This is a genomic window from Erythrobacter sp. S227 (assembly GCF_057364925.1).
Genome location: NZ_CP200280.1, coordinates 2889514 through 2912316 on the forward strand (window position 1 = coordinate 2889514; position 22803 = coordinate 2912316).

25 protein-coding genes are annotated in these 22803 nt (G+C 58.4%); 6 read left to right on the forward strand and 19 right to left on the reverse strand.

The annotated features are described in order from the left end of the window. Positions 1-10 precede the first annotated feature (10 nt). From AC0V6Q_RS13785 to ispG, 4 genes are read right to left on the reverse strand one after another with little or no spacing between them, the layout of a single operon-like run. The gene (locus tag AC0V6Q_RS13785) at positions 11-538 is read right to left on the reverse strand and encodes a retropepsin-like aspartic protease family protein (protein ID WP_486168952.1); all 528 of its coding nucleotides are present in this window, start codon (positions 536-538) and stop codon (positions 11-13) included. A gap of 25 nt (positions 539-563) precedes the next feature. Continuing rightward, a complete protein-coding gene (locus AC0V6Q_RS13790; RefSeq protein ID WP_486168953.1) occupies positions 564-1475 on the reverse strand; it encodes a histone deacetylase family protein in 912 nt (303 codons plus the stop codon). Between the two features lie 10 nt (positions 1476-1485). Then, a complete protein-coding gene (locus AC0V6Q_RS13795; protein WP_486168954.1) occupies positions 1486-2001 on the reverse strand; it encodes a thioredoxin family protein in 516 nt (171 codons plus the stop codon). Then, the gene (ispG, locus tag AC0V6Q_RS13800; protein ID WP_486168955.1) at positions 1998-3137 is read right to left on the reverse strand and encodes a flavodoxin-dependent (E)-4-hydroxy-3-methylbut-2-enyl-diphosphate synthase; all 1140 of its coding nucleotides are present in this window, start codon (positions 3135-3137) and stop codon (positions 1998-2000) included. Before ispG ends, AC0V6Q_RS13795 begins: the two co-directional genes overlap by 4 nt. A gap of 188 nt (positions 3138-3325) precedes the next feature. Between ispG and AC0V6Q_RS13805 the strand changes: the two genes are divergently transcribed. Then, positions 3326-4051 carry a hypothetical protein gene (locus AC0V6Q_RS13805; protein ID WP_486168956.1) on the forward strand — a complete coding sequence of 242 codons (726 nt, stop codon included), beginning with the start codon at positions 3326-3328 and terminating at the stop codon, positions 4049-4051. A 7-nt stretch (positions 4052-4058) separates the two neighbouring features. Here the strand turns inward: AC0V6Q_RS13805 and AC0V6Q_RS13810 are convergent, their stop codons facing one another. The 4 genes from AC0V6Q_RS13810 to AC0V6Q_RS13825 form a co-directional block, all read right to left on the reverse strand. Further along, positions 4059-4721 carry an NrsF family protein gene (locus AC0V6Q_RS13810; RefSeq protein WP_486168957.1) on the reverse strand — a complete coding sequence of 221 codons (663 nt, stop codon included), beginning with the start codon at positions 4719-4721 and terminating at the stop codon, positions 4059-4061. A gap of 1 nt (position 4722) precedes the next feature. Next, positions 4723-5253 (reverse strand): sigma-70 family RNA polymerase sigma factor, encoded by a 531-nt coding sequence (locus AC0V6Q_RS13815; RefSeq protein ID WP_486168958.1) that lies wholly within the window; start codon positions 5251-5253, stop codon positions 4723-4725. Positions 5254-5255: 2 nt separating this feature from the next. Continuing rightward, a complete protein-coding gene (locus tag AC0V6Q_RS13820; RefSeq protein ID WP_486168959.1) occupies positions 5256-5729 on the reverse strand; it encodes a DoxX family protein in 474 nt (157 codons plus the stop codon). Positions 5730-5934: 205 nt separating this feature from the next. Then, positions 5935-6216 (reverse strand): BufA1 family periplasmic bufferin-type metallophore, encoded by a 282-nt coding sequence (locus tag AC0V6Q_RS13825; RefSeq protein ID WP_486168960.1) that lies wholly within the window; start codon positions 6214-6216, stop codon positions 5935-5937. Positions 6217-6435: 219 nt separating this feature from the next. Between AC0V6Q_RS13825 and bufB the strand changes: the two genes are divergently transcribed. From bufB to AC0V6Q_RS13840, 3 genes are read left to right on the forward strand one after another with little or no spacing between them, the layout of a single operon-like run. Further along, entirely contained in the window at positions 6436-7293 is an 858-nt protein-coding gene (bufB, locus tag AC0V6Q_RS13830) for an MNIO family bufferin maturase (RefSeq protein WP_486168961.1), read from the forward strand. Beyond that, on the forward strand, positions 7290-8078 hold the full coding sequence (locus AC0V6Q_RS13835; RefSeq protein ID WP_486168962.1) for an HvfC/BufC family peptide modification chaperone: 789 nt from the start codon (positions 7290-7292) through the stop codon (positions 8076-8078). Before bufB ends, AC0V6Q_RS13835 begins: the two co-directional genes overlap by 4 nt. Positions 8079-8125: 47 nt before the next feature. Continuing rightward, positions 8126-9064 carry an alpha/beta hydrolase gene (locus tag AC0V6Q_RS13840; protein WP_486168963.1) on the forward strand — a complete coding sequence of 313 codons (939 nt, stop codon included), beginning with the start codon at positions 8126-8128 and terminating at the stop codon, positions 9062-9064. Between the two features lie 373 nt (positions 9065-9437). On the opposite strand, the gene AC0V6Q_RS13845 is transcribed toward AC0V6Q_RS13840, so the two are convergent. Beyond that, entirely contained in the window at positions 9438-10388 is a 951-nt protein-coding gene (locus AC0V6Q_RS13845; protein WP_486168964.1) for an SDR family NAD(P)-dependent oxidoreductase, read from the reverse strand. A gap of 67 nt (positions 10389-10455) precedes the next feature. Between AC0V6Q_RS13845 and AC0V6Q_RS13850 the strand changes: the two genes are divergently transcribed. Then, entirely contained in the window at positions 10456-11595 is a 1140-nt protein-coding gene (locus AC0V6Q_RS13850) for an isoaspartyl peptidase/L-asparaginase family protein (protein ID WP_486168965.1), read from the forward strand. 103 nt (positions 11596-11698) lie between these two features. Here AC0V6Q_RS13850 and AC0V6Q_RS13855 read toward each other — a convergent pair whose 3' ends face one another. The 10 genes from AC0V6Q_RS13855 to AC0V6Q_RS13900 form a co-directional block, all read right to left on the reverse strand. Then, positions 11699-12586 carry a fatty acid desaturase gene (locus AC0V6Q_RS13855; protein WP_486168966.1) on the reverse strand — a complete coding sequence of 296 codons (888 nt, stop codon included), beginning with the start codon at positions 12584-12586 and terminating at the stop codon, positions 11699-11701. A 197-nt stretch (positions 12587-12783) separates the two neighbouring features. Then, positions 12784-13467, reverse strand: coding sequence for a TetR/AcrR family transcriptional regulator (locus tag AC0V6Q_RS13860; protein ID WP_486168967.1), 684 nt, complete (start codon positions 13465-13467; stop codon positions 12784-12786). A gap of 60 nt (positions 13468-13527) precedes the next feature. Beyond that, complete coding sequence (gene bla, locus AC0V6Q_RS13865; RefSeq protein ID WP_486168968.1) at positions 13528-14475, reverse strand: class A beta-lactamase; 948 nt, start codon at positions 14473-14475, stop codon at positions 13528-13530. An 11-nt stretch (positions 14476-14486) separates the two neighbouring features. Continuing rightward, complete coding sequence (locus AC0V6Q_RS13870; protein WP_486168969.1) at positions 14487-15473, reverse strand: RDD family protein; 987 nt, start codon at positions 15471-15473, stop codon at positions 14487-14489. A 2-nt stretch (positions 15474-15475) separates the two neighbouring features. Next, on the reverse strand, positions 15476-16540 hold the full coding sequence (locus tag AC0V6Q_RS13875; RefSeq protein WP_486168970.1) for a stage II sporulation protein M: 1065 nt from the start codon (positions 16538-16540) through the stop codon (positions 15476-15478). After that, positions 16537-17877: a DUF58 domain-containing protein gene (locus tag AC0V6Q_RS13880; protein ID WP_486168971.1), complete on the reverse strand. Its 1341-nt coding sequence runs from the start codon at positions 17875-17877 to the stop codon at positions 16537-16539. The genes AC0V6Q_RS13875 and AC0V6Q_RS13880 overlap by 4 nt, the downstream gene beginning before the upstream one ends. A gap of 8 nt (positions 17878-17885) precedes the next feature. After that, positions 17886-18842, reverse strand: a complete 957-nt coding sequence (locus AC0V6Q_RS13885) for an AAA family ATPase (protein ID WP_486169316.1) — start codon at positions 18840-18842, stop codon at positions 17886-17888. Positions 18843-18901: 59 nt separating this feature from the next. Then, complete coding sequence (locus tag AC0V6Q_RS13890) at positions 18902-20197, reverse strand: DUF4350 domain-containing protein (RefSeq protein WP_486168972.1); 1296 nt, start codon at positions 20195-20197, stop codon at positions 18902-18904. Next, positions 20194-20925: a hypothetical protein gene (locus AC0V6Q_RS13895; protein WP_486168973.1), complete on the reverse strand. Its 732-nt coding sequence runs from the start codon at positions 20923-20925 to the stop codon at positions 20194-20196. The genes AC0V6Q_RS13890 and AC0V6Q_RS13895 overlap by 4 nt, the downstream gene beginning before the upstream one ends. A gap of 107 nt (positions 20926-21032) precedes the next feature. Next, positions 21033-21953: a prephenate dehydratase gene (locus tag AC0V6Q_RS13900; RefSeq protein WP_486168974.1), complete on the reverse strand. Its 921-nt coding sequence runs from the start codon at positions 21951-21953 to the stop codon at positions 21033-21035. Between the two features lie 185 nt (positions 21954-22138). Here AC0V6Q_RS13900 and AC0V6Q_RS13905 point away from each other — a divergent pair, with 185 nt between their 5' ends. Further along, positions 22139-22801, forward strand: coding sequence for a c-type cytochrome (locus AC0V6Q_RS13905; RefSeq protein WP_486168975.1), 663 nt, complete (start codon positions 22139-22141; stop codon positions 22799-22801). Positions 22802-22803: the final 2 nt, after the last annotated feature.

Here is a 22803-nt window from a genome sequence, read left to right on the forward strand (position 1 = left end):
GAGAGCGGCTTTAGCTGCCGGACAACACCATTTGATTGCCTTCGATTTTTACCGAGCTGATCTGGCCAAGATAGGACTGGCCCAGCAGCGAGACATCGAGGCCCTCGGGCACGATCATCGCGCGCACATTGTGCCGTGTGAAACCGCCGACATCGACCACATCAAGCTGGCGAACGACGCCGTAAACGGTGCCGCTTGCACCGCGTGCCACGGGGGCGACTTCGCTTTGGTCCCAGTAAATGCCAGCCGCGCGCGCGTCCGATCCGGTTAGCGCAATGACGCTTGCGCCGGTGTCGACCATCATCCGAAGGTTTGCGCCGTTAACAGTGGTGGTCGCGTAGAAATGTCCGTCATATTCGCGCGCAAGAGTGTGCGTGCCCGCGTTCCAGTCGCTGCCCGCGCTCTGCCCGCTTTGGGCGACCGCGCTGCGCGGAACCCAATTGCCCGCGTCAGAAGAACTTCCGGCATCAGAGCCTGCTGCGACAAGCGCTGCGAACAGGCAAACTCCGGCGGTGAGGGCGAGATAGCGTCCGATCATGGACACTCGCTCTAGAGGGAAAGGTTTAAGGTGCCCTAAACTTCGCGTTTTCAGCCGCCATCGCAGTCATCGACCGGGCATGGCGCACAGCAACCGCTCGCTGATCATCGCCATAGCCGCCGCCTAGGGCCGAGGCGATGGGCAAACCGCGTTGTCGCGCCTCTCTCACAACGAAACGGTCGCGCATCTGGAGCCCTTCGTCAGAAAGCGCCAATCGACCAAGCTTGTCGTGTTCGTGCGGATCGACGCCGGCCTGATAGAAGACAAAGTCGGGCGCAAACCGGTCGAGCAGTGTGGGTATGTGGTTTTGCAGGACCGCCATGTAGTCTGCATCCGTGGTGCCATCGGGCAGGCCAATATCGACGTTAGAGCGCGCCTTTCGCACCGGAAAGTTCTTCTCTGCATGAACGGAGAACGTGACGATGTCCTCGCGCGCTGCTGTCAGGCTGGCGGTGCCGTCGCCCTGGTGGACATCAAGATCGATGATCGCAATGCGTTTGGAGTCCCCCTCTGCGATCAGCCGGTTGGATGCCACGGCAAGGTCGTTGAACACGCAATACCCCGCGCCCGTTTCTGCCAAAGCATGGTGGCTTCCCGCAGCAGAGTTCGCGGCATATCCGTGTTGCATCGCAAGCTGTGCGGCGAGCCACGTTCCGCCATTGGTGTGCCGCACGCGCGAAGCGATAGCCTCGGTCACGGGAAAGCCGATGCGACGTTCCTTGGCGTGAGGGACTTCTGCGCGGAAAACTTCATCGACATATTCGGGATCGTGGACGGCCTCGAGCCAGTGTCTTGGGCAGGGGTCGGGTGCGTGCTCGGTGATGGCAGCCCCGGAGCTGCGCAGCTCCTCCATGACGAGGTAATATTTGTCGAACTTGAACGTGCCGCGCTCAGGGCGCGGCGCCATGTAATCGGGATGATGGACGACGTGGAGCACTGCTTTGCTCCTACTCTCTTGCGACCTCTGCCGTGGCCAGCAGCGCAAGCTCGTCGTAAATCTCGTCTTCGCTGCGGCTGGCGGTGTTGCGCCAGCTTTGCGCGGTGTCTGCGTTCAAGACATCACCCTCGGGCGACACCACGAGGACAAGCGGCGTGCCTTCCTGTTCCTCAATGCCGAAGCGTTGCAACACATCCAGATTGTGGCCGTCACCTTGTTGCGGCATACCGACATTGACGAAAACCAGCTCGTAGCGGTCCGTGATCAACCCGCCGATCCGCTCACTTTGCGTCCACCCAGCAAAGGCGCGGCTGTCGTGGCACCAGTTTGCGCCAAAGGCGATAAGGACGTTGACGCGGCGCTCATTGGCGCGCTCCAATGCGGCATCCACCGCAGCGCCCGCATCAATCGACGCATCGTAAAGGCGCGCTTCGGGGTAGTCATGCGCGGCGCCGCCGCGCGCCAAACTCGCGCCGCCGATCACCAGAAGCGCAGCGATAAGTCCTGCGAAAATCGCCTTGATCATTCGGCAGCTTCCGCCGCGTGCGGGTCGAACGCCACCGCTTCGCCTGCTTCAATCGCGGCGGCCTTGTCCTCGACCAGTTTTACGATGTGATTGAGCATATCCTCATCCTCAATCGCGTGCGCTTTAACGCCGGAGAGGTAGACCATGTGCTTGCCATTGCCGCCGCCGGTAAGGCCAATGTCGGTTTCGCGCGCTTCGCCCGGGCCATTGACCACGCAGCCAAGCACAGAGAGGCTCATGGGCGTTTTGATATGTTCGAGGCGTTTTTCAAGCGTCTCAACCGTGCGGATCACGTCAAAGCCTTGGCGTGAACACGAGGGGCAGGAAACCACGCGGACGCCGCGCGTTCTAAGGCCCAAGGATTTGAGCATCTCATAGCCGACCTTGACTTCTTCTTCAGGCTCAGCCGAGAGCGAGACGCGGATGGTGTCGCCGATACCTGCCCACAGGAGCGAGCCCATGCCGATGGAGCTTTTCACCGTTCCGCCAATTAATCCGCCCGCCTCGGTAATGCCAAGGTGCAGAGGGCAATCCACCGTCTCGGCTAGCCCGTGGTAGGCCGCGACCGCGAGGAAGACGTCACTAGCCTTCACAGCCACTTTAAATTCGTGAAAATCGTGGTCTTGCAAAAGCTTGATGTGATCCAGCGCGCTTTCGATCAGCGCTTCGGGACAGGGCTCTCCGTATTTCTCGAGCAGATCCTTTTCAAGCGACCCGGCGTTCACACCGATCCGGATCGCGCAGCCATTGGCCTTCGCCGCGCGCACCACTTCGGCAACGCGCTGCGATGAGCCGATATTGCCCGGATTAATCCGCAAACACGCAGCGCCCGCATCGGCGGCTTCCAACGCGCGTTTGTAGTGAAAATGGATGTCGGCCACGATCGGAATGCGCGCGGCCTTGGTGATCTTGGCGAAGCTCTTGGTCGATTCCTCGGTGGGGCACGAGACGCGGATGATATCGCATCCCACTTCCTCGCATCGCCTGATCTGGTCAAGCGTTGCCACCGCATCTTCGGTGGGAGTGTTGGTCATGGTCTGGACGGTGATCGGAGCTCCGCCACCTACGGGCACATCGCCCACCATGATCTGACGGCATTCCCGCCGATCGATATCGCGCCAAGGTCTGATAGACATGGGGTTGATATATGCCCGGAATCATAAAGGGGCAATGACATGTTGCCAGACGTCGCAAAGTCGCCAGTCTTAACGCCCGCCTTCACACACTCGCTTTGTTTGGCCCACAAGGGCACAAGTCCCGCTTTGTGCTTGGCTTGGTGTGTTTCCTTGCGAAAGACCGCAGTGCCATAAAGAGGGACGGGTTAGTGCTTACAGCTGCAAAAGATGCCATTCAAATGGTGTTTGCGATTGCCATGTCGAAGGCGACAGCGCGCGCCGCATTCCTCATCCTGCCCTATGCCTGCGTTCTGGTGGGATTGGATATTGCGGCCCACTATGGCTCGCTCACCAATGCAGAATTGCCGGTCCAGTTCTATCTCGCTTCGGATCGCGGCTTTGGCGAGTATCTCGAATACTCGATGACAGCCTCTGTTGCGGTCATGACAGGCTTGCTTTGGTTCAGGAGGCGAGTTGCGGTCTACCTTGCAAACGCCTTGCTGTTTGTCTGGCTCACAATCGACAATTGGACCGAAGTTCACGAGGCTTTTGGCCAATCCTATGCGTCTGCGTTGGAGGGAATTGATTTCATTCCTGTGGAAGCGAACCATCTCGCAGAGGCCGTCCTTTTCATAGGTATCGGCGGGTTCTGGCTTGTGACCCTCGCCTTGGTCTTGCGTTCCGCATCGGGGCGAGCCTTGTCATTCTCCCTTCTTCTCGCAGGCTGCGTTGCAGGTGCGGCCGTATTTGGTGTTCTTGTGGATTTGCTGGTCGGGTGGGGAGAACAAGATCCGGTTTATCGCACGCTTTTGGTCTTTATCGAGGACGCGGGCGAATTTGCGATGCTGATCCTTGCATTCCTGCTCACCGTAGGCTTTTTCGACCAGGAGTATCGAACCCAAAGGTCGACCGCGAAAAAGCCTACCGGTGAGTAGTGCGTCCTTACCAGCGGATCAGCGGCGGCGCAGCGTAGCGCCAGAAAATCCCCGCAATAAACACAGGTGCCACGTGCGAGAAACCGACGTGTGGCAGGGTGTCGAGCGGGCAAGTAAGGTTGTATGCAAGCGCGCCAAGAGCACCGCTGGTGAGGCCAATCAGCCAGCCAGCGCGGTTCAATGACACCGGAGCACCCCGGCGCAGGAACAGGATCGATGCAACCGCGATCAAAGAGCTTGCGCCAAGACCATAGGCGGCACATTTCCAATGACGCAGGCCCGGATCACTAAGGCCCATACCATGGTCATGTCCGGCCTCGACCGACATCAATGCGATGAATGCGGCCACTGGCAGGACGGCTAGCATAGCTGTGCTCCAGGCAGGCGCCAGGTTTTGCGTACCCACGCGAGGGGTCACGGTAGAGACGAGCGCGGTAGCGCTGGAAGCACCCACAATCGCGAGCAGAAGATTGCTGATCCAGAAATAGGGTGAGGCCTGACCATTGATCATGCCGGTCCAAAATCCGAAGATCACAACACAGGCGATTCCAGCAGCAACCGTTGCAAAGGCAATCAGCGCAAGCCCTTGATTGGGGCGTATGGGCGCGACCGGGGTCACATCCTCAGTGAGGGCAGCGATCAGATCGTCGCGGGATTCGTACTTTTCCATATTATTCAGCTTTCTCGACCAGCGTCGCCAATTTCTTGAGGCCACGATGGATATTCACTTTAACCAGGCTTTCGCTTTGCCCCGTCTTTTCGGCGGCCTCACGGATTGAAAGCCCTGAAATTTTGACCATTTCGATGACTTCGGCCTGTCGCTCCGGCAATTGCCCGAATAGCCGGTCAAGGCTTACCCGCGCCATAACGACTTCCTCGTCACTGTCCTGGCTCGCGTCATCATCCATGAGTTCCTGGGATTCATGTTTGTAGACTTTGCGCAAATGATCGACCCAGCGATATCGCGCAATAGCGGCAAGCCATGGCAGAAACGGGCGGGACGGGTCCCAGGTTGCCCGCTTGGTGTAAAAGGCGATCAGCACATCCTGCACCAGATCATCGATCGAGTGCGGGGGAATGCGCCGCCTGAAATACCGTTCAAGCCAAAGCCCGACCTCTGACAGCAACACATTGGTAGCAGCTTTATCGCCGTCCTGTGTTGCCGACATCAGCCGGGCAAAGGTTGGTTCGTCGGCAACCACGCTTAGGCGGCCTTTTCGCCGAAGAAGCGATCACCCAGACGATCGAGGGAGAACATGCCTCCGCCGCGGCTGATCAGGATGGCGGCCATAGCAATAATGCCAAGCGCCCAACCCCAGAAGTGTCCGCCAGTGGGGTACACAAAGATCTGAATGACCAGAGCCATGACCGCAAGAGCAGCTGCTCCAAAGCGGGTAAAGAGGCCTGCGAACAGGAGCATAGGAAGAAAGAACTCGGCATAGATCGTCATCGGCATGGCGATGTCTGTAGGGATCGGGAGGCCGGTGTACTCATACTCGAACAAGGTCGGGAGCGACTCGTTCGGGGTGAACCAGGTGCCTTCGGCGACTTTGGTTTTGTAAGACCTCCAGAAGACGCCAGCCAGCGCGATGCGGATAGCCAGCAGACCGATGCTTTCAAAGAACGGGCCTTTGAGAACAGCCACGATGCGGCCATAAATGGATGTGAGTGCGTTCATTTGTTCCTCCGTAAAACCTGATCAGGGGCACCGTCTTATTTGCCTGAACCGTGCGCCCTGGCTCTCTGGTTTCGCTATTTGAATTAGGGGTTTCGCCTTCACCCTCTCACTGCTCGCGTCGGTCCGGAGTATGTCACACAATCCCTCAAATGAAAGGGTGCCGGATAGAAGGAGTATTGAGAGGGCTTTTGGGCGAATTTGAAACTTAGCGGCGAATTGGCGTCAGCGAGCCATTGCCTTTTGGCGTTTTAATGCTTGTGCAGGTGCCCTTGTCGACCAGTTTCCAGGCATTGCCCTGATAGTCGCGGGTTGATGTACCGGCACAGCTTGTACCTGGTCCGGCAGCGCAATCATTCTTGCCGGCAAGGCTGACACCGTAGCATTTTTCCTTGGCACCTTGTGCTGCCACTGGGGTGGTGGCCATGCCTGCTGCGATACCGGCGGTAAGAGCGAGGCCTGCGAGTGAAGCGAGTGATTTCTTGTTCATGGCATTTCTCCAAAACGTGGGTCTTTAAAATCTTGCGTTCCCGTTTGTGTCGGAACTGACCGGTGGTTCGCAGTCGCTTTGAAGACGGTTACATTTTTTTGAAAAAAGTGACTCATCCCGCTCGGTGGAGACGATGTAACGCGGGCGTCTTTCCGGGCGAACTGAAGGGTGAAACATGCCTGCTTTGTGAAGGCGAATAATCTGCTAGGACATCATTCTATGAGTGCGCGACTTCATCCGATTGAGCCCTTCTCAGGCTTTGGCCTTGGTCTGAGGCGCACGCATTATGACGATTTTCTAAAAGGCGATGTGCCGGTCGATTTCGTTGAGGTGATCAGCGAGAATTACATGATCGAAGGCGGCCGCCAGCTGCGCATTCTGGAAGAGGTCCGCGAGCGTCTGCCGGTCATTATCCACGGCGTATCGATGTCGATAGGCTCGGCGCGCGGCCTCGACAAAGACTATCTGGCAATGCTCAAACAGTTGGAACAGCGGATAGACCCGCTTTGGGTGTCTGACCATTTGTGCTGGACCCGGACAAGCGCGCACAATTCACACGATCTTTTGCCCATGCCTTTGACCAAAGAGGCGCTTACGGCAGTGTGCGACAATATCGACCATGCGCAAAATGTGCTGGGCCGCGCGATGTTGTTTGAAAACCCGTCGAGCTATCTCACCTTTCCCGAAGATGAGATGAGCGAGTGGGAATTCCTGAGTGCGATGGTTCAGCGCACCGGTTGTTGTCTGCTGCTCGATGTGAACAACATCTATGTATCGAGCCGGAACCACGGGTTTTCAGCCGAGGAATATCTCGCAGGTCTGCCGCTTGACCGGGTGCGGCAAATCCACCTCGCAGGCCACGATCCGGCAACGCCAGAGCGCGATATCATCATCGATACCCACGACCGCGAAGTGATTGAGCCTGTGTGGGAGCTCTATGCAAAAGCGCTCGAAATGCTGCCGCATCCACCAGCGGTGATGATCGAGCGGGACGACCACATTCCGCCATTGCCTGAGCTGCTGACAGAGCTGGACCGTGCGCGCTCGATTGCCGAAAGCGTGATGGAACCGGCATGAACACCTTGTCAGAACGGCAGGATGCGTTCCTCGCATCCATTCTGGATGAAGGCGCGCCTTTGCCCGATGGATGGGGCAATAGCCAAGCTGCGGGCATGGCGGTGTACCGGGGCAATTATCGTTCCGCGCTTATGGGCGCATTGGCGGAAGTTTATGAGCGCACTGCATTGCTTCTGGGGGCGAAGGCCTTTGCCCAAGGCTGTATCAACCACGCCATCGCCCATCCACCCAGCGGATGGACAATCGATGAGGCGGGCGAGGGCTTTGACGAAACCTGTGCGAAGCTGTTTCCCGATCGACCCGAAGTGGCTGAGCTTGCGTGGGTTGAATGGACCATGCTTGAACTTGCGACCGCTCCTGACACTCAGCCGCTCTCGCCGCAGGATTTTGCCGCTGCAAGCGCGCAGTTTGGCGATGAGGATTGGGGCGGGCTTCGCCTTGAATTCCAACCAAGAGCAAAGGCGCGGCTGGTCGGGCACGATCTGGAGGCGCTTTGGCAGGCTATCGGAAAAGGTGATGCTATTGCCGATAGTCGCCTCGACACGCCTGCAACTTGCCTGGTGTCCCGCCACGAAGAGCGTCCCACCTTTACCCTGTTAGAAGCAGATCACGCGACCGCTTTTGCTGCGATGCAAGCAGGCGCAAACTATGGCGAGCTGATCGCAGTCCTGCTTGGCGAAAACGACGATCCGGGCCCTGAAGACATTCAATCAGCGGCCATGCGGGCAGGCGCAATGCTGGGCACTTGGCTCAATGAAGGTCTTATTGTCGCTATCAATTCTTGACTTGAGCACCGCTTAGGCCACTCTCCCCGCGCAAAGGAGAGGGATCCATGTTAACCGACGCTTCCATCGAACTTCGCAGCGCAAAGCCAAGCCTGCTGATGCGCATGATCAAATGGCTGATGTCGAAACGCCCCGATGTCTTCCCGAAGGATGCGAGGGATCTGGAGCCGTTTTTGAATGGGCGTTCGCTGCCGAAAGATGCGCCCATACCTAATCAGTTTAAGCACAAATATTCGGTCGAGCATTGGACTGCGGCAGAGCACCCCGTCGTAACCATCCATCCAAAGTCAGGGCCAGGCGACTGGCATATGCTCTATTTCCATGGTGGAGGCTTTGTCCTTCCTATGTTTAAGGAGCATTGGCCGCTTGCCGAAGCGATGGTGAATCATTTGGGTGTGAGTATAAGTCTCCCGCTTTATCCGGTTGTCCCCGAAAGCTCTTGGGAAACGCAGGATGCCGTTGCAGATGCCGCCTTTGCCAAGATTGCCGAGGCGCATGACCCCACCAAGATCATCCTTAACGGTGACAGCGCTGGCGGACACATGGCACTGAACCTTGCCCTTCGCCTCGCTAGAGCGGGCGGTCCGCAGCCGGGGAAACTGGCGTTGTTCGCGCCGTGGCTGGATGTGACGATGGCCGATCCGGCTATGCAAGCGGTAGAGCCGCATGACATGATGCTCAAGATCGGCACCTTGCGGGCCTGCGGCAAGGTGTTTGCCGGTGAAGGAGACCCGGCAAGCCCGCAATTCAGCCCGCTTTACACCGATCAGCAAGAACTGGCGCTGCTGCCTCCAACGCGGATTTGGACCGGGCGACACGACCTCTTCATCATCGACAGCCGCACCTTCACCGGCAAGCTGCGCGATGCGGGCGTGGACGCTAAACTCTATGAATATGAGGGCGCACCGCATGTCTTTATGGCTGTGGTGCCCACGCGAGAATCGAAGGATTGCCTGAGGCTTCTAGGCGACTTCCTTTCCGAATGACCTGCGCATAAAAAAGGGCGCGCAGGATGGAACCCTACGCGCCCTTTCAGTTGTGCGACCCGATGCCGCAGCGTGCGACCCGAGGACTCGACGGGGCCTTTTGACCCTTATCGAGCTCGTGCAACTCCATGGCGCCTGGCGGCGCGCATGGAGATTAAGGCAAACGCCCTCTCTGATACTGTTTGAGCCCGTCGCGTTGTCCGCCCCGGGCACGGCGACCGAGCGAAGTCATCGCTTGCGGCCACAGTTTCCCTTTATTTGCGCCCGGCTTGTTCTTTTATCGCCCGGCACAAAACGTCTTGTGGGGCCCTTATAGCGCAAAATGTAAAATCGCGGGGTAAAGGGATGTAAAATGTAAAATCGAGCGGGAACTCTAGGCGAAAGTCTCGCCTGTCATCTGCTCCGATAGCGCCCACAGGCGGTCCGCATTGGCCTTTTCCAGCGCGTAGCTGCGAACGCCGCCATTGGTTGAGGCATCGTCCACTTTGGCGACATGACAATCCTCGCAATAGACGCCGCCTTTGCCCTCCAGTTCGGGAGTCGTCGCAGCCCAGCTTTGCGTTGCCGCGCCTTGTGGAATTGTCTTGAATCTGAAGCCGGGGTCAGATTCTGTGACGTTTTTGACCAGCTCTTCCTCGGCTTCTTCCGAAAGGTGGCGGCTCAGATTGGTGTTAATCCCGCCCGGATGGACCGCGTAGGCATGGATACCTCTATCCGCAAAACGGTCTTCGAGCCCCTTGGTGAAGAGGATGTTGGCGGTTTTGGACTGGCCATAGCTCACCCAGGGATCATAGTCGCCCGCCTCGAAATTGGGATCCTCCAGGTCTGCCGGACAAATGTGGTGCCCGCGGCTGGAGAGGTTGACGATCCTTTTATCGGTGCCTGCTTCGATGAGCGGCATCACATGCTTGGTAATTGCAAAATGGCCCAGATGATTGGTCCCGAATTGCATCTCGAACCCGTCTGCGGTCTGCATCTTTGGGCAAGCCATGACCCCTGCATTGTTGATGAGGATGTCGATTTTCTCGAAACGCTCATTGGCCTCTGCCCCGGCGGCAGCGATGCTTTCCAAAGAGGCAAGGTCGCAAGTGAGCGTATCGAGCTTGGCGTCAGGCACTTCTGCACGGATCGCTGCGGTCGCCTCTTCCATTTGCGCCGGATTGCGCGCGCTGATCACAACGTGAGCACCCTTGGCAGCCATGGCGCGAGCGGTCTCCTGACCAAGGCCCGATGAGCCGCCAGTGATAAGCACGGTCTTGCCCGACAGGTCGATGCCCTCAAGCACCTCGTCAGCGGTGGTGGTTTCTCCAAATGCGCTCATCATTGTGTGTCCTCTAAGGGGGTAATTCCTGTCTGGCGTGATGGGCCGGGATTGGGTAGCAATGCAAGTCATGAAAAATGCTTTTCTTACTATTGTCGCCGCCACGTTCGCTTGTGGTCTTGCTCTGCTTGCTCCATCCGTTGCTACCGCTGACGACCATGAGGGCGAAAAGCCCAAATGGTCGCTAGCGATCCATGGCGGGGCGGGGACGATCCTGCCTGAGAACATCACGCCTGAGCAACGGGTCGCCTACGAGGCGGCTTTGCAAGAGGCGCTCGATGCGGGGAGCGAGGTGCTCAAAAACGGCGGCAGCGCGATGGATGCGGTCAAGGCGGCGATCATTCCGATGGAGGATAACCCGCTCTTCAACGCAGGGCGCGGGGCGGTCTTCACATGGGAGGGCGAGAATGAACTCGACGCCTCGATTATGGATGGCCGCGATCGCAGCGCTGGTGCTGTGACAGGGGTGACGACGGTTAAGAACCCGATCCTGCTGGCCGACAAAGTGCGCACGGACAGCCCGCATGTGTTCCTGATGGGCGAGGGTGCTGAGCAGTTTGCAGGCGAGCAAGGCTTTGAAGTGACCCCGCCAGAGTGGTTTGCAACCGAGCGCCGGCGTGAAAGCCTAGAGCGGATGAAGGCGCGGGAGTTGTCTGCGCTCGATGTGGATTTGAAGTTTGGGACCGTGGGCGCGGTGGCCTTGGACCAAGACGGCAATCTAGCGGCTGGCACGTCGACTGGCGGCATGACGGGCAAGCGCTGGGGCCGGATTGGTGATGCGCCTGTGATTGGCGCGGGGACCTATGCGGATAATCGCTCTTGCGCGGTGTCTGCGACGGGTTGGGGTGAGTATTTCATCCGGGTCGGCGTGGCGCAGGAGATTTGTACTCGGTTGCGGATAGGGCCCTCGCTCAATGAAATCTTTGAACTTCCAGAAAGTGAACGAGGTTTCATTTCCAATCCGAGGTCTCTCGTCGATCAGAAAGTCTTGATCGAGGAGGCACAAAGAACATCCGATGCTGTTATGGCCGAAGTCAAAGAACTCGGTGGTGATGGCGGCATCATTCTTGTCACCCCCGAGGGCCACACGATCTACAGTTTCAACACTGCTGGCATGTGCCGGGGCCGCGCGAATAGCGATGGGCTCAATGAAGTGGCGATTTTTGGTGGGGAAGAGCTTACCGAGACTTCCAACACGCCCGATCATTAAACCTCGTCGTCATCCCGGCGAAGGCCGGGATCCAGCTTCTTCACTCACCACGCCCGGCCAAGGTTAGCTGGACCCCGGCCTGCGCCGGGGTGACGTTAGTGCGCTAAAGCTCGCCCAAATCACACCCGCGCGCCTCTAAGATAGGCTTCATCTCCCAAAACGCAGCTGGCGTACGGGTGAGCGGGATATAGGGGTGCAAATGGTGGACGATATGAAACTGCATCCACATCGAGCCCCAATTGCCCACCTTCGATTTCCACGCGCGCGAATTACGATAGCGGCTCGTCTCATTGCTGGGATGATGCGGAGCCCATGACAGGAAGAACACGATGTAGGTGATTGCGATGTGATACGGCAGCCACCACAGGAACAACGCCTCCATCGCATAGCCATTCCATGCAAGTGTTCCCAAAATACCGATAAACCCAAGCATATAGCCGAGCGTGAGTAACAGCAGACCTGGCCGTCCGGCCCGCAAGATTGATGCGGCATAATCCCCACTGCGCTTGGCACCCGGCTGACGCTCCTGGATGGCGCGCCAGACAGCAGACCATGGGCCGGGCGCTTTAACGGTGATGTCCACGTCGAGCTCAGGGTTATTGGTGTGGCGGTGGTGGTCGAGATGCGTGATGCGCAGCACCTCAAACGGGTACACTAGCATCCAGCTTGTCCCATGTCCGATCAGCTCGTTGAGCCAGCGCCATTTCGTGCCCGGACGCCCGATAATATCGTGCTGCGCCTCATGCGTGGGCAGATAGACCAGCGCCATATTCACCGTGGCAATCGGGAAGGCGATCCAAAGCGGCAGGATATCCATGAACACCAGCGGCCACAGCGACAGCCACACCGCGAGATTGCCAAAGGCCCACACCACGGCTTCCCAAGGGAACATGCCTGAGTGTCTGCGCGCGATCTTAAGCTCAAGGCGCTTCAATTCACCATTGGAAAGCTGCGAAAGATCATCGGGCAGAATGTCGGACTGCGCGTTCATATCCAGCGCCCGCTGACTTGTGCAAAGAGCCCCAGGACCCTGCAACAATCAGGCCGAGGGCCAAAGTGGAGAGCCCAAAGGGAGCTGCGAGGCCAAGCGCTTGCATCCCTTGATCGATGACAGGTGCCAGAAAAGCGAAAGCAAAAATTAGCGGCAACATCCACACCACCGCCTTGAGGGCTTTCTCCAGAACCATCTCAAGCAGCCTCCCTTGCCAGTTTTGATCCGGTCAGTTTTGCGATCCGCCCCAGCAGCTCTTCCCGAAATTCATCCGAAGCATCCGCTGCGAGCAGAGTGTAAAAGCCGATCCGTTGACGCCGCAGCATCTCCTCGGCTGTGATTGCCTGATGGACCCAGTCATCGAGCGGGGCGCGGTAGACAGCGAACATCTGGATCGCGAGCTCGCGCGAATTCAAACTCCCGCGCAATTGGCCGGTGTGCCGGGCCGCCTCGCAAACATATTGCGCCATCTCAATCGACCGGCGAGCGGTGTGCGCGCCTGCATCCTCGCGCGTTGGATGGTAGGAAAAGGCAATTCCCATCCGCTCAAGCGCTATGAACGTCGCGCAATTGGCGTCTGGATCAGCCAGAATCTGCGCAAAAGCTTCGTCAAGAATGGCGTCCGCCATGGCGAGGGGGTGCCCTCGCTGATCAAGGTTCAGGCGGTCCCACAATTCCTCGATCGAAGCGGTTGCCATTGCGCTGATGATCGCGGCTTTGTCGCCGACGAGGTTGTAGAGTGTTGGCGCGGTCACGCCCGCAGCCTGAGCAATGCCCCGTGTGGTCAGCGCGTCGTAACCCTTACGCGCAATGATGGCGCGCGCTGCATCAAGAATGCGTGCCTTTCGGTCGGCAATGGATTGTTCGCGTTTGCTGGACATGACGCATGGTTACGCCATTCACAAACTTTGAACAATGATAAAGTTTTATCGCTGTTAAAATTATTTTTCAGCGAGCTTGTCAAAGCTCTTGGCAAAATCGCTCAACACTTCGCCCGCGCGGGCCAAGGGCTCTTCATGGGCCTTGTCATATGTGTTGTCTGTGCCGGCCGGGCGGTAATAGGCCGCATAGGTCAGGGGGCCGCGCTCTGGCGGTTCGACAAAGCCGATGTCGATGTAAATCCCGCCTGTGCCAGGGGCGAGGCCGGTTCCCGTCTTGTCGCCTGCAAGCCAACCCTCGGGCAGCCCTTTACGCACCCGGTCAAGGCCGGTGGGGGTATCAACCATCCATTGCTTCAGAAGCGCGCTGTGCTCATCTGGAAGCGTATCGCCATAGATCAGTTTCGCCACAGTCCTCGCCATCGCGGCAGGCGTTGTGGTGTCGCGCACTTCGGTAGGTGGTACATTGTTGAGCGCAGGCTCATACCGGTCCAGCCTGCTCACATCATCGCCAAGCGAACGCCAAAAGGCAGTGAGGGCAGCTGGCCCGCCGATCTCGCGCAAAAGTATATTGGCCGCGGCATTGTCCGAATACTTCTGCGTCGCCTCGGCAAGCTCGCGCAAGGTTGCCCCCTCGGAAAGCTTTCGTGTGGTGAAGGGCGAGACGGACATAAGGTCGTCCTCGCTCCACATGACCCGGCGGTCTGCGCTGTCTTCACCTGTGGCATCGCGTTGCAGGATTTTCGCGGCGAGTGAGAGCTTGAACGATGAGCAATGGCCAAAGCGCACATCGCTGTTCAAACCTACCGACTGACCGCTCGTCACGTCGACAAATTGTACGCCCAAGGTCCCGCCAAACTCGCCTTCGATCTGGCGCAGCATAGCGGCAAACTTGTTGCCCGGTCCCATTTCCGGTGCTTCGACCTTTGGCAAATCAATCGAGCATCCGCCTACGCTCAGTCCTGCCAGCACAAGGCCGCCTGCGACAAATCTGCGTCTATCCATGGTCATGGTTTTGTACCTTATGAGTGCTTGTCGGCCTTGCGTTTGCCAAACCGCATATCGCCTTCAAGCTTGGCGCGAAGCTGCGCGTAAAAGGCCTCGAGGAAAGCCCTTTCATCACCTGCGCCCGGATCCCAACCGATCTTGCGACAGATGGCGGCGTGGACGGGACTAAGCGCCTCATCCTTGTCTTCGCGAAGCACACGTTCAAGCACTTGAAGCTCGTGCTCGCCGTATACGGAAAGCTCTTCCTCGCCAAAGTCATATTTGGCACCGGTAACCTCGCTTGAACCGCTCGCAGCAGCCGCGCCGCTGGTGGAGAGTGTTTCGGCCAATTTGGTGCGGGGCGCTTCGACAACCCATGTTCCCGCGATCACGTCGCCGGCGCGCAAATTGTCTTTGTTGAAGAAGGGGAACAGCATGAAGATGCCGAACCAGATCGCGCCTGCAATTCCGAAGTTCCCGGTCTCGCCAGTTGGCGCGACAAGCAGGAACACGAGCGGCATAAACAGCTCGATATCGCGCAGCAGATTGCGGGCAATCACTGCCTCTGGCGTCAAACGCCCGCCGTCACGCGCAGCGACCCGGATGCCGACAATACGCTTGCCCCATGTAGCCCCGCGTGGGCCCAATTCGAAGGCGAGGAAATAGCCGTATCTGACGAAAAATATGAACAATGTGAGGAGCACATAGAGGAATTCCATCGCACCTTGTGCGTTCTCGATTGTCTCTGGCTCCAACGCATCCGCAACCCCTCCGGCCATAAAGCCGAGCAGGAGAATAAAGAGGTACGACCCGATGATGAAAATCAGAAAATCGAGGATAAGCGCGCCCAACCGGCTGCCGCGCGAGGCAAGCATGATCGGAACCTCGATTCCTTCTGGCGTGACCAGAACGCGCTCTTTCTTGTGGCGCTTTAATGCACCGGATTTCGGGAGCCCAGATTTCGGCGACCCTGATTTCGCGGCATCTGTCTTTGCGCGCCCGAATTTTGGGAGGGAGACCATAGCTATTCGCCCTCCAACGCTCGGCGCGGATTGTAGAGGAAGAAGTACGTCAGCCAAAAGACAAGGAAGCTTCCACCGATAAGATAACGCCCTTCGACGCTGCCGACCATTTGGCGTGGGAATGCTTCGAGAAGCCCTGCGATCACCATCATGATGATAACGCCCGCCATGACAACCGCACCGCGCCTGCCGCTGGTCGCCGCTGCCTCGAGGACAGAGGACGTGCCGGGAAAGGCCATCGAGCGCCCGATATGAAGCCCCGCTGCGCCTGACAAAAGGATTGCGAACAATTCGGTTGTTCCGTGGACGGAAAGCCACGCTGCAAATTCGACGGTGAGCCCCTGACTGGCAAACACCCATATCATCGCCCCCAGCAAGGCGGTGTTGTACACCAGCAGCAAGAGCGAAGGGATGCCGAAAGCAAATCCAAGTGCAAAGGCCAGGATTGAAACGCCGGCATTGTTGCTGAAAAGGCTTGCCGCAAAGGCGGACAATCCGTCAGCATCCTGCTGCGTGCCGAGCGTTTCTAACAAGACCTCACGGCTTGCGCCGGGAACGCGTGTATCGGCGAATTGGCCGGGCACGAGCCGGTAATACCAGTCACTATCCTGTGCCACGAGCAGCCATCCGACAACCGCGCCAGCCACCATCACGAACAGAGCGATGCAGATATCCAGCCAGATCTCGCGCACCGCCCGGCTCCATCCGCCAAACAGAAATTCGCGAAACCACCCGAAGAAACCTTTGCGCGGGCCATAAACCTGGAACCACGAGCGTTGCACAAGGCTTTCCAGATAGCGCAAGGTCGCCGCATCAAGCGATGTTTCGCGCGCGACCGACAGGCTGGATGCAGCAGTGCGATAAAGCGTGGGCAGAGCGAGCAAATCGTCGTCATCAATGCCGCGCAGGCCGCCTTTTTCCATGCGCTTGACGATATTTTCCAGCCTCAGCCAGTCTTCTTCGCGCTCAAGCCGGAAACGGTCCGAACGAAGCGCTGCGCTTTCGATATCGGGCGGCGCTGCGACGGTGGATTTGCCAAACCAGGAGGAGAGAACGGGGGCCTTCATCCGATCGCCTCGCTGTTCTTGATCGTGTAATACCGGTCGATGAGGTCATATCCGATTTTGTCATACGGTGCCTCGATTACATCGACGCCCATTTGGCGAAGTCGCTGAAGCACCACGCGGCGTTGCTGTAATAGAGTGTCAGCGGTCACACTGCGCGCGAGGGTCGCGACATCGCCGGGCTCTTCCTCGATGAAGGTCTCAAGCTCGCTATCTTCGATTGTGACGAAGAGAAGGAGGTGCTTTTTGACCAGCCTGCCCATGCTCTCCACCATCATTTCAGCCGCAGTCGGGTCAGTGAAATCGGAAAACAGCACGATCAGCGAACGCCGTTGCAGCTTTGATGTCAGTGTCGCGAGGGCAAGGGTGAAATTGGGTTCGGCGCTTTCATAGTCAAGCGCGGCGGCGGCGCTTTGCAGCCGGTGAAATCCCCTCGTATCCGACACGAACGGTGTCATCACACGCGGTGCCTGCGCGAAGCCGAAAAGGGCCGCCTTGTCCCCGCTCTTGAGTGCGACATAGGCGCAGGTGAGCGCCGCAGAGACGGCCCGGTCTATGCGGGGCAAGCCCTCGACTGGTTCGCACATGGCCTGACCGCAATCGAAAGCGAAGACGATCTGGTTGTTGCGCTCGCTTTCGTTTTCGCGCGCGTAAAGCGATACATGGCGCGCGCTTGCCCGCCAATCGATCCGCCTGCGGTCCATGCCCGGCTCATATTCGGTGAGAGCCTCAAACTGGGTACCTTCGCCGCGAATACGCCGGGCGATGAGGCCGTTCTGTGCATCACGCAGGAATGTCTGTAGCTCTTTAGAACGCACTGGCGTGAGGTCAGGCCAGATGCGCACCTCCTGCCCGTCCAAAATCTTCACATCCTGCCGCGCGCCAAGGCCAAGCGGACCATTCCAGCGTAGCCAGGCACGGGTAATCGGAGCGGTCCCTCGGCGCGAAGGATGGACCGACTGAGTGCCGCTGAATTGGTTTGCGACACCGGTCGGGACCAATTCAAAGTCCGCGCTGCCTTCTGGCCCAAGGCGCGGGTCAAATTCGAGCGCCGCCTCATGGCCAAACCCTCCTGCGCGGGCAAAACGGGCGTGGACGTCGAGAGCGGTTTCTTGCCCCACTTCTGTGTCGGCAGGCGTGATGACTTGCCATTCCTCGCATGACCCTGCGATCAGGCCGTCGAGCACGATCAAAGCGATCAGTGCGACAGCCACGATAGGAGCGATCACCCAGAATTGAGGCGAAATCGCGCCGATAACGACCGCCAAAGGCGCAAGGCCAGCGATGCTCCACGCCGCGCGCGGAGTTGGCACCAAGGGTAGGGTGGGGAGGCGTGACACGAGGGTAATTACCGCGGCGCCTCAGTCATCTCGATCAATTCTGCGACCAGGGCCTCCACATCGCGGCCCTCGATCTCGGCCGCCGGGCTAAGGGTCAGACGGTGGCGCAGGACGGGCACAGCCAGCGCTTTCACATCGTCAGGGATCACGTAATCGCGTCCCTCAAGTGCAGCGCGCGCTTTGGCGGCCCCTGCCAGCATCACGGCAGCGCGCGGCGAGGCCCCAACGGACAAATCCGCATGGTCGCGGGTCGCCCGCACAAGGCGCACAACATATCCGGCAATTTCATCGGCGAGAGTCACCTGCGACAGTGCCGCGCTCGCAGCTGCAAGCGTTTGCGCATTGGTAACCGCGCTCACGCCCAGGTCGGCTGGATGCTGTGGCCCCTGGCGTGATCCGAAGTTGGTGACGATCCGCGCTTCGTCGGTTTCGCTGGGGTAGGGCACGAGAAGCTTGAACAAGAAGCGGTCCAATTGCGCCTCGGGAAGCGGATAGACGCCCTGGTTCTCGATCGGGTTTTGCGTTGCCACCACCATAAAACGCGGCGGCAATTGGTGGGTTTCCCCGTCCAGTGTCACGCGCCGTTCCTGCATCGCTTCAAGCAGGGCGGCCTGCGTTTTGGGAGGCGTCCGGTTGATCTCGTCAGCCAAAAGCAATTCGCAAAAGATGGGGCCGCGCGTGAGAGTGAACTGGCTCGTTTGAAAGTTGAACAGGTTCGAACCCAGAATATCGCCCGGAAGCAAATCAGGCGTAAACTGGATCCGCCCGAATTCGAGCCCCAATGCAGTGGAAAACGCCTGCGCCAGGAAAGTCTTCGCCGTGCCTGGAGGCCCTTCGAGGAGGACGTGGCCCTGGCTGACCAGAGCAACCAGCAATTGATCGACCATGTCTCGCTGACCGACGATTGCTTTGCCGATTTCGGCGCGAATGCTGTCTGCAAGGGCACGCAGATCATCAAGCGACATCACCGCGCTTGAAGGAGCCGCATTGGCGAGGTCTGCGCCCGAAGGGGTTTCGCTTGTGGTCATCGTCTGGATTTTCCTGTCGTCTTGGAAGCAAGTTCGCTGAGGCTTTGCGCGGCGCGCACGACCTCGGCTGGTTTTGTGGCATTGTGCAATCTTGCCACTCGGTTCGAATAGGGTTCTTCGTGTGGCAGGCGTTGTTTAAGAGCCAGATCGATTGCCGCAGCATCGGGTTTCGCAAGACCCAAGGCGCGGCCAAGCCTGCGTTCGATCAGCGCGATATAAGGATCTGCGAGAAGACGCAGGCGACCTGCGCGCACAATCAGGCCCGCGCCATTGGTGACCAATTGCGCCTTGCCAAACCGCGCTTCGTGCGCGCGCGCCGCCACCGGCCCAAACCGCAAGAATGCCCGCCAACCCACGATAAGCATCGCCAATATCAGGCAGATTGTTGCGGCCAGAAACGGCGGACGGAAAGCAAGGGTGAGAAGATTGGTCGATCCGCCAAGACCAACCAGTGTCATATCGAAGGTGACGCGCTTCTCTTCATACCCGGCCTGTTCGACAATCGCGAGCGCAAGGGCTGCTCTGGCGGGGTCGGCAAGCCCGTAATTGTTCATCAGATCGGGTTCTATGACGAAGGTCAGGAAATGCGCTTCGTCATAGAAATATGTGCCCGGCTGGCCAATGACATTGAGGGCCAGGCTTCGACCTCTGTTGTCGATAACCAGAGCTTCGTGATCATCGTCTTTTTCGGCGTAGAAAGGAGGCGTGGGCAGTTCTCCCTTGAGGTTTAGTCCGCCCCAGCGAGGTGCACTACCAGAGGTGTCTGGCTCTGTAGCGACTTCCAGCGTGTAGGGACCGAGCAATTCACTGGTCCATCTTGGCCGCTCGGCCGATATCAATTGCACCCAGTCATCCTGAACGCGGTCCTCGTCTGCTTCGGCGATCTCTCCGCGCGGTCTTGTCACATACCATTTGGGCAAGATCACCAAAGTGGGGCCTTGATACTGGCGCTCATCAAGAATTTTCTCGAATTCTTCCGGATCGGTGTTCAGCGTCGGTGTCAGGACCAAAAGGTCTGATGTTTCCAACCCGCCCGGTTCGCGCGATTTCTCGATTTCGTACCCGTTTGCCTCGAGCAATTGGGTAAGCCCTGAAAAGCCGTGGATTGCATTGGACGAGGCATGGGCAGGTCCGGTTCCCCGGTCGCCGCCGGTATCACCTGCCCCGATAAAGTAAAGCATCGCAACAAACGCGCCAAAGCCCACAAGCAGAATTGCAAGAACGGCGCCTTTGCCGAAGGGATTGGCTGTACGCCCGCTAGAGCTTGTCGGAGAAGCGATTGCGCCGCTCATGCGGATGCCTCCTGCTTGCTCTCAATGGATTGGCGCGCGAAGTCGGCATAGGCAGAGCGCGCTGCTTCCCAGTCGTTTCGATCAAGCTTGCGCAATGCAAACAGGCTGCGCTCGACCCTTTCGGAAATGGTTTTGAATGCGCTGCGGGCGGGGGCTGACAATGCCGGGATTGCGGCGAGTTCTCTCGCGGTGCTGCTCGGGTCCACCCAATCGGGCCGTGTGGTGGCGATTTGGCTGACGCTGCGTTTGAGAAGCAAGTGGGTTGCTTCGTCAAAGCGCCCGTCTGCAGCAAGCCGGTCGGCATCTTCGAGAAGCGCCATGCTCTCCTCCTCGCTCGGCCGCCAGTCGGGATCGCTGCCCGCTGCTGCCTTTGCCTTGGCTTCGGCGCGCGACCGCGCCAGAGGCCCGACGCTGCGTGCAATCCAATAGAGGACAAACACCGCGAGCAGTCCCAGAAGCACCCACTGGATAATATTCCAGTTGAAAGCCAGAAACTCGCCAACCGGTCCCAAGACCAAGCTTAGGAATTCACCGATGGCGCGAAAGATGTCGTCAAACCATCCAGGCTCGCGAACCTCTGGCGGGGCCATGGCGAATTCGTCAAACTGGATATCGGGATCATTGCGCACTTCGCGCCAGCCATTGGGGGCAGGCACGCTTTCTTGCGCAGGCCCGCCTGCCGCGCTCGCCTCTGGTGGTTGCGTATTTGTCGGAGAAGTAATCGCCATCCCGCTGACAGTCGTGGCATGGCAGGCCAGCGCAAGCAACACACTTCCGCATGCGAAAGCATACTAATTCAAACCATTTTCAAAATAGAACGCGTTCACGTGATAAATCAGCCGCGTTTGCGGGCCTGTTCATAGGTGCCCAAAATACGCAATTCCTTGGAATGAAACGCGCATTCTTCAAGCGCTCTATCAACCGCCGGATCACCCGGGACACCGATAATATCAGCGTAAAACATCGTCGCCGAAAAGCTTGCGCCCACCTGATAGCTTTCCAGCTTGGTCATATTGACCCCGTTGGTCGCAAAGCCTCCAAGCACCTTGTAAAGGGCAGCCGGTATGTTCTTCACCTCGAAGATGAAGGTCGTCATCGCCGGTTTGGCCGGATCGACCGAAAGGAATGTCGGTTTGTCCGCAAGAATGACAAAGCGCGTCATATTGTCGACCGCATCCTCGACGTGGTCCTGCACAATCTCAAGTCCGTAAAGCTCGGCGGAGATCGCTGGAGAAATCGCGGCAATGGCCGGATCGCCAAGCTCTGCGACATGCGCGGCAGCGCCCGCTGTATCGATGAAGTTGAGCGGTGCAATATTGTGCTCGCGAAGGAAGTGGCGCGATTGGCCCAAGGCCTGCGGGTGACTGTAGGCCGCCTTGATCGAATCGAGACTGTGCGGAGGCTCACCCTTGCGCGGTGCAGGGGCCATCAGTGCATGATGGATCGGCAAGAAATACTCACCCACAATCGACAGGCCGCTTTCCGGAAGCAGAAAATGAATATCTGCAACGCGCCCGTTATGAGAGTTTTCGATCGGAATGATGGCCTGGCCAGCTTCCCCCGACTTAACCGCCTCGAGCGCATTGACGAAACCATAGCAGGGAAGCGGCGCCATGTCGGGCCGCGCTTCTGATGCTGCGCGGTGGGAATTGGCCCCTGGCGAGCCCTGAAATGCAATCGCATTGGCAGGATCGACACTGGCCGCATCGCGCAGCTGCCTCACAATTGGCAGCGCAAGTTCTGGGAAATCCATCATATCGGCGCCGAGTGCTATCGCCCGCGCCTATCAGTGGCAAGCCTTAGGGACCAGGCTACCAATTTATGGACCGACTTGTGCCATGAGGTATTGTAATTCATGCACCATATGATGATGCGTTTCATCTTGCACAGTGACAAAGGCCACTTTATGGGGGCGCCGGGATGACACAGGACAACTCAAATATGTCAGATAGCGACGCTGGATCAGGCGATCTTTTCAACACGGCTGCGGGCTGGGTGCTTTTCGCAGCAGGCCTTGGCCTTGGCCTTTCGATTTTGAGCGGGAAGTATTTCCACGCTGACAAGCCAGAGCGTCCCGAGACGCTTGGTTATGTGATCGAAGGCGCTGAGGAAGATGGTGGTGGGCCGGTTGAAATCAGCTTTGCCGAGGCGCTCGCAACAGTAACGCCTGCCGATGGCGAAAAGGCGTTTGCCAAATGTGCAGCCTGCCACTCGATTGAGCAGGGCGGCGCGAATGGCGTTGGGCCAAACCTCTATGGCGTAATGGGCGCAGGCTTTGGCAACAATGCAGGGTTTGGCTATTCATCTGCTCTCACCGGTGCAGGCGGCACCTGGGGTTGGGAAGAGATGAACGAGTGGCTTGCGAACCCGCGCGGATATATCGACGGCACGAGCATGGGCTTTGCCGGTATCTCGAAGATTGAGGACCGCGCAGCGATTGCGCTGTACCTCAACACCTACGGTTCGAACCTACCTGTTCCCGAGTTCGTGGCGGTTGTCGAAGAAGAAGTAGTGCCTGTGGCTGACGAGACTGCCGAGGGTGAGGCAGGAAAAGAGGCTGCCGACGTGACTTCGGAAGAAACCGCAGAAGCAGCGGCCAGCTAAGC

Bases quoted from the DNA above. Each gene is read 5' to 3' on its own strand.
- AC0V6Q_RS13785 (WP_486168952.1), bottom strand. From the start codon at position 538: ATGATCGGACGCTATCTCGCCCTCACCGCCGGAGTTTGCCTGTTCGCA.
- AC0V6Q_RS13795 (WP_486168954.1), bottom strand. From the start codon at position 2,001: ATGATCAAGGCGATTTTCGCAGGACTTATCGCTGCGCTTCTGGTGATC.
- ispG (WP_486168955.1), bottom strand. From the start codon at position 3,137: ATGTCTATCAGACCTTGGCGCGATATCGATCGGCGGGAATGCCGTCAG.
- AC0V6Q_RS13810 (WP_486168957.1), bottom strand. From the start codon at position 4,721: ATGGAAAAGTACGAATCCCGCGACGATCTGATCGCTGCCCTCACTGAG.
- AC0V6Q_RS13820 (WP_486168959.1), bottom strand. From the start codon at position 5,729: ATGAACGCACTCACATCCATTTATGGCCGCATCGTGGCTGTTCTCAAA.
- AC0V6Q_RS13825 (WP_486168960.1), bottom strand. From the start codon at position 6,216: ATGAACAAGAAATCACTCGCTTCACTCGCAGGCCTCGCTCTTACCGCC.
- bufB (WP_486168961.1), top strand. From the start codon at position 6,436: ATGAGTGCGCGACTTCATCCGATTGAGCCCTTCTCAGGCTTTGGCCTT.
- AC0V6Q_RS13835 (WP_486168962.1), top strand. From the start codon at position 7,290: ATGAACACCTTGTCAGAACGGCAGGATGCGTTCCTCGCATCCATTCTG.
- AC0V6Q_RS13840 (WP_486168963.1), top strand. From the start codon at position 8,126: ATGTTAACCGACGCTTCCATCGAACTTCGCAGCGCAAAGCCAAGCCTG.
- AC0V6Q_RS13845 (WP_486168964.1), bottom strand. From the start codon at position 10,388: ATGATGAGCGCATTTGGAGAAACCACCACCGCTGACGAGGTGCTTGAG.
- AC0V6Q_RS13850 (WP_486168965.1), top strand. From the start codon at position 10,456: ATGAAAAATGCTTTTCTTACTATTGTCGCCGCCACGTTCGCTTGTGGT.
- AC0V6Q_RS13855 (WP_486168966.1), bottom strand. From the start codon at position 12,586: ATGAACGCGCAGTCCGACATTCTGCCCGATGATCTTTCGCAGCTTTCC.
- AC0V6Q_RS13860 (WP_486168967.1), bottom strand. From the start codon at position 13,467: ATGTCCAGCAAACGCGAACAATCCATTGCCGACCGAAAGGCACGCATT.
- bla (WP_486168968.1), bottom strand. From the start codon at position 14,475: ATGACCATGGATAGACGCAGATTTGTCGCAGGCGGCCTTGTGCTGGCA.
- AC0V6Q_RS13870 (WP_486168969.1), bottom strand. From the start codon at position 15,473: ATGGTCTCCCTCCCAAAATTCGGGCGCGCAAAGACAGATGCCGCGAAA.
- AC0V6Q_RS13875 (WP_486168970.1), bottom strand. From the start codon at position 16,540: ATGAAGGCCCCCGTTCTCTCCTCCTGGTTTGGCAAATCCACCGTCGCA.
- AC0V6Q_RS13885 (WP_486169316.1), bottom strand. From the start codon at position 18,842: ATGTCGCTTGATGATCTGCGTGCCCTTGCAGACAGCATTCGCGCCGAA.
- AC0V6Q_RS13890 (WP_486168972.1), bottom strand. From the start codon at position 20,197: ATGAGCGGCGCAATCGCTTCTCCGACAAGCTCTAGCGGGCGTACAGCC.
- AC0V6Q_RS13895 (WP_486168973.1), bottom strand. From the start codon at position 20,925: ATGGCGATTACTTCTCCGACAAATACGCAACCACCAGAGGCGAGCGCG.
- AC0V6Q_RS13900 (WP_486168974.1), bottom strand. From the start codon at position 21,953: ATGATGGATTTCCCAGAACTTGCGCTGCCAATTGTGAGGCAGCTGCGC.
- AC0V6Q_RS13905 (WP_486168975.1), top strand. From the start codon at position 22,139: ATGTCAGATAGCGACGCTGGATCAGGCGATCTTTTCAACACGGCTGCG.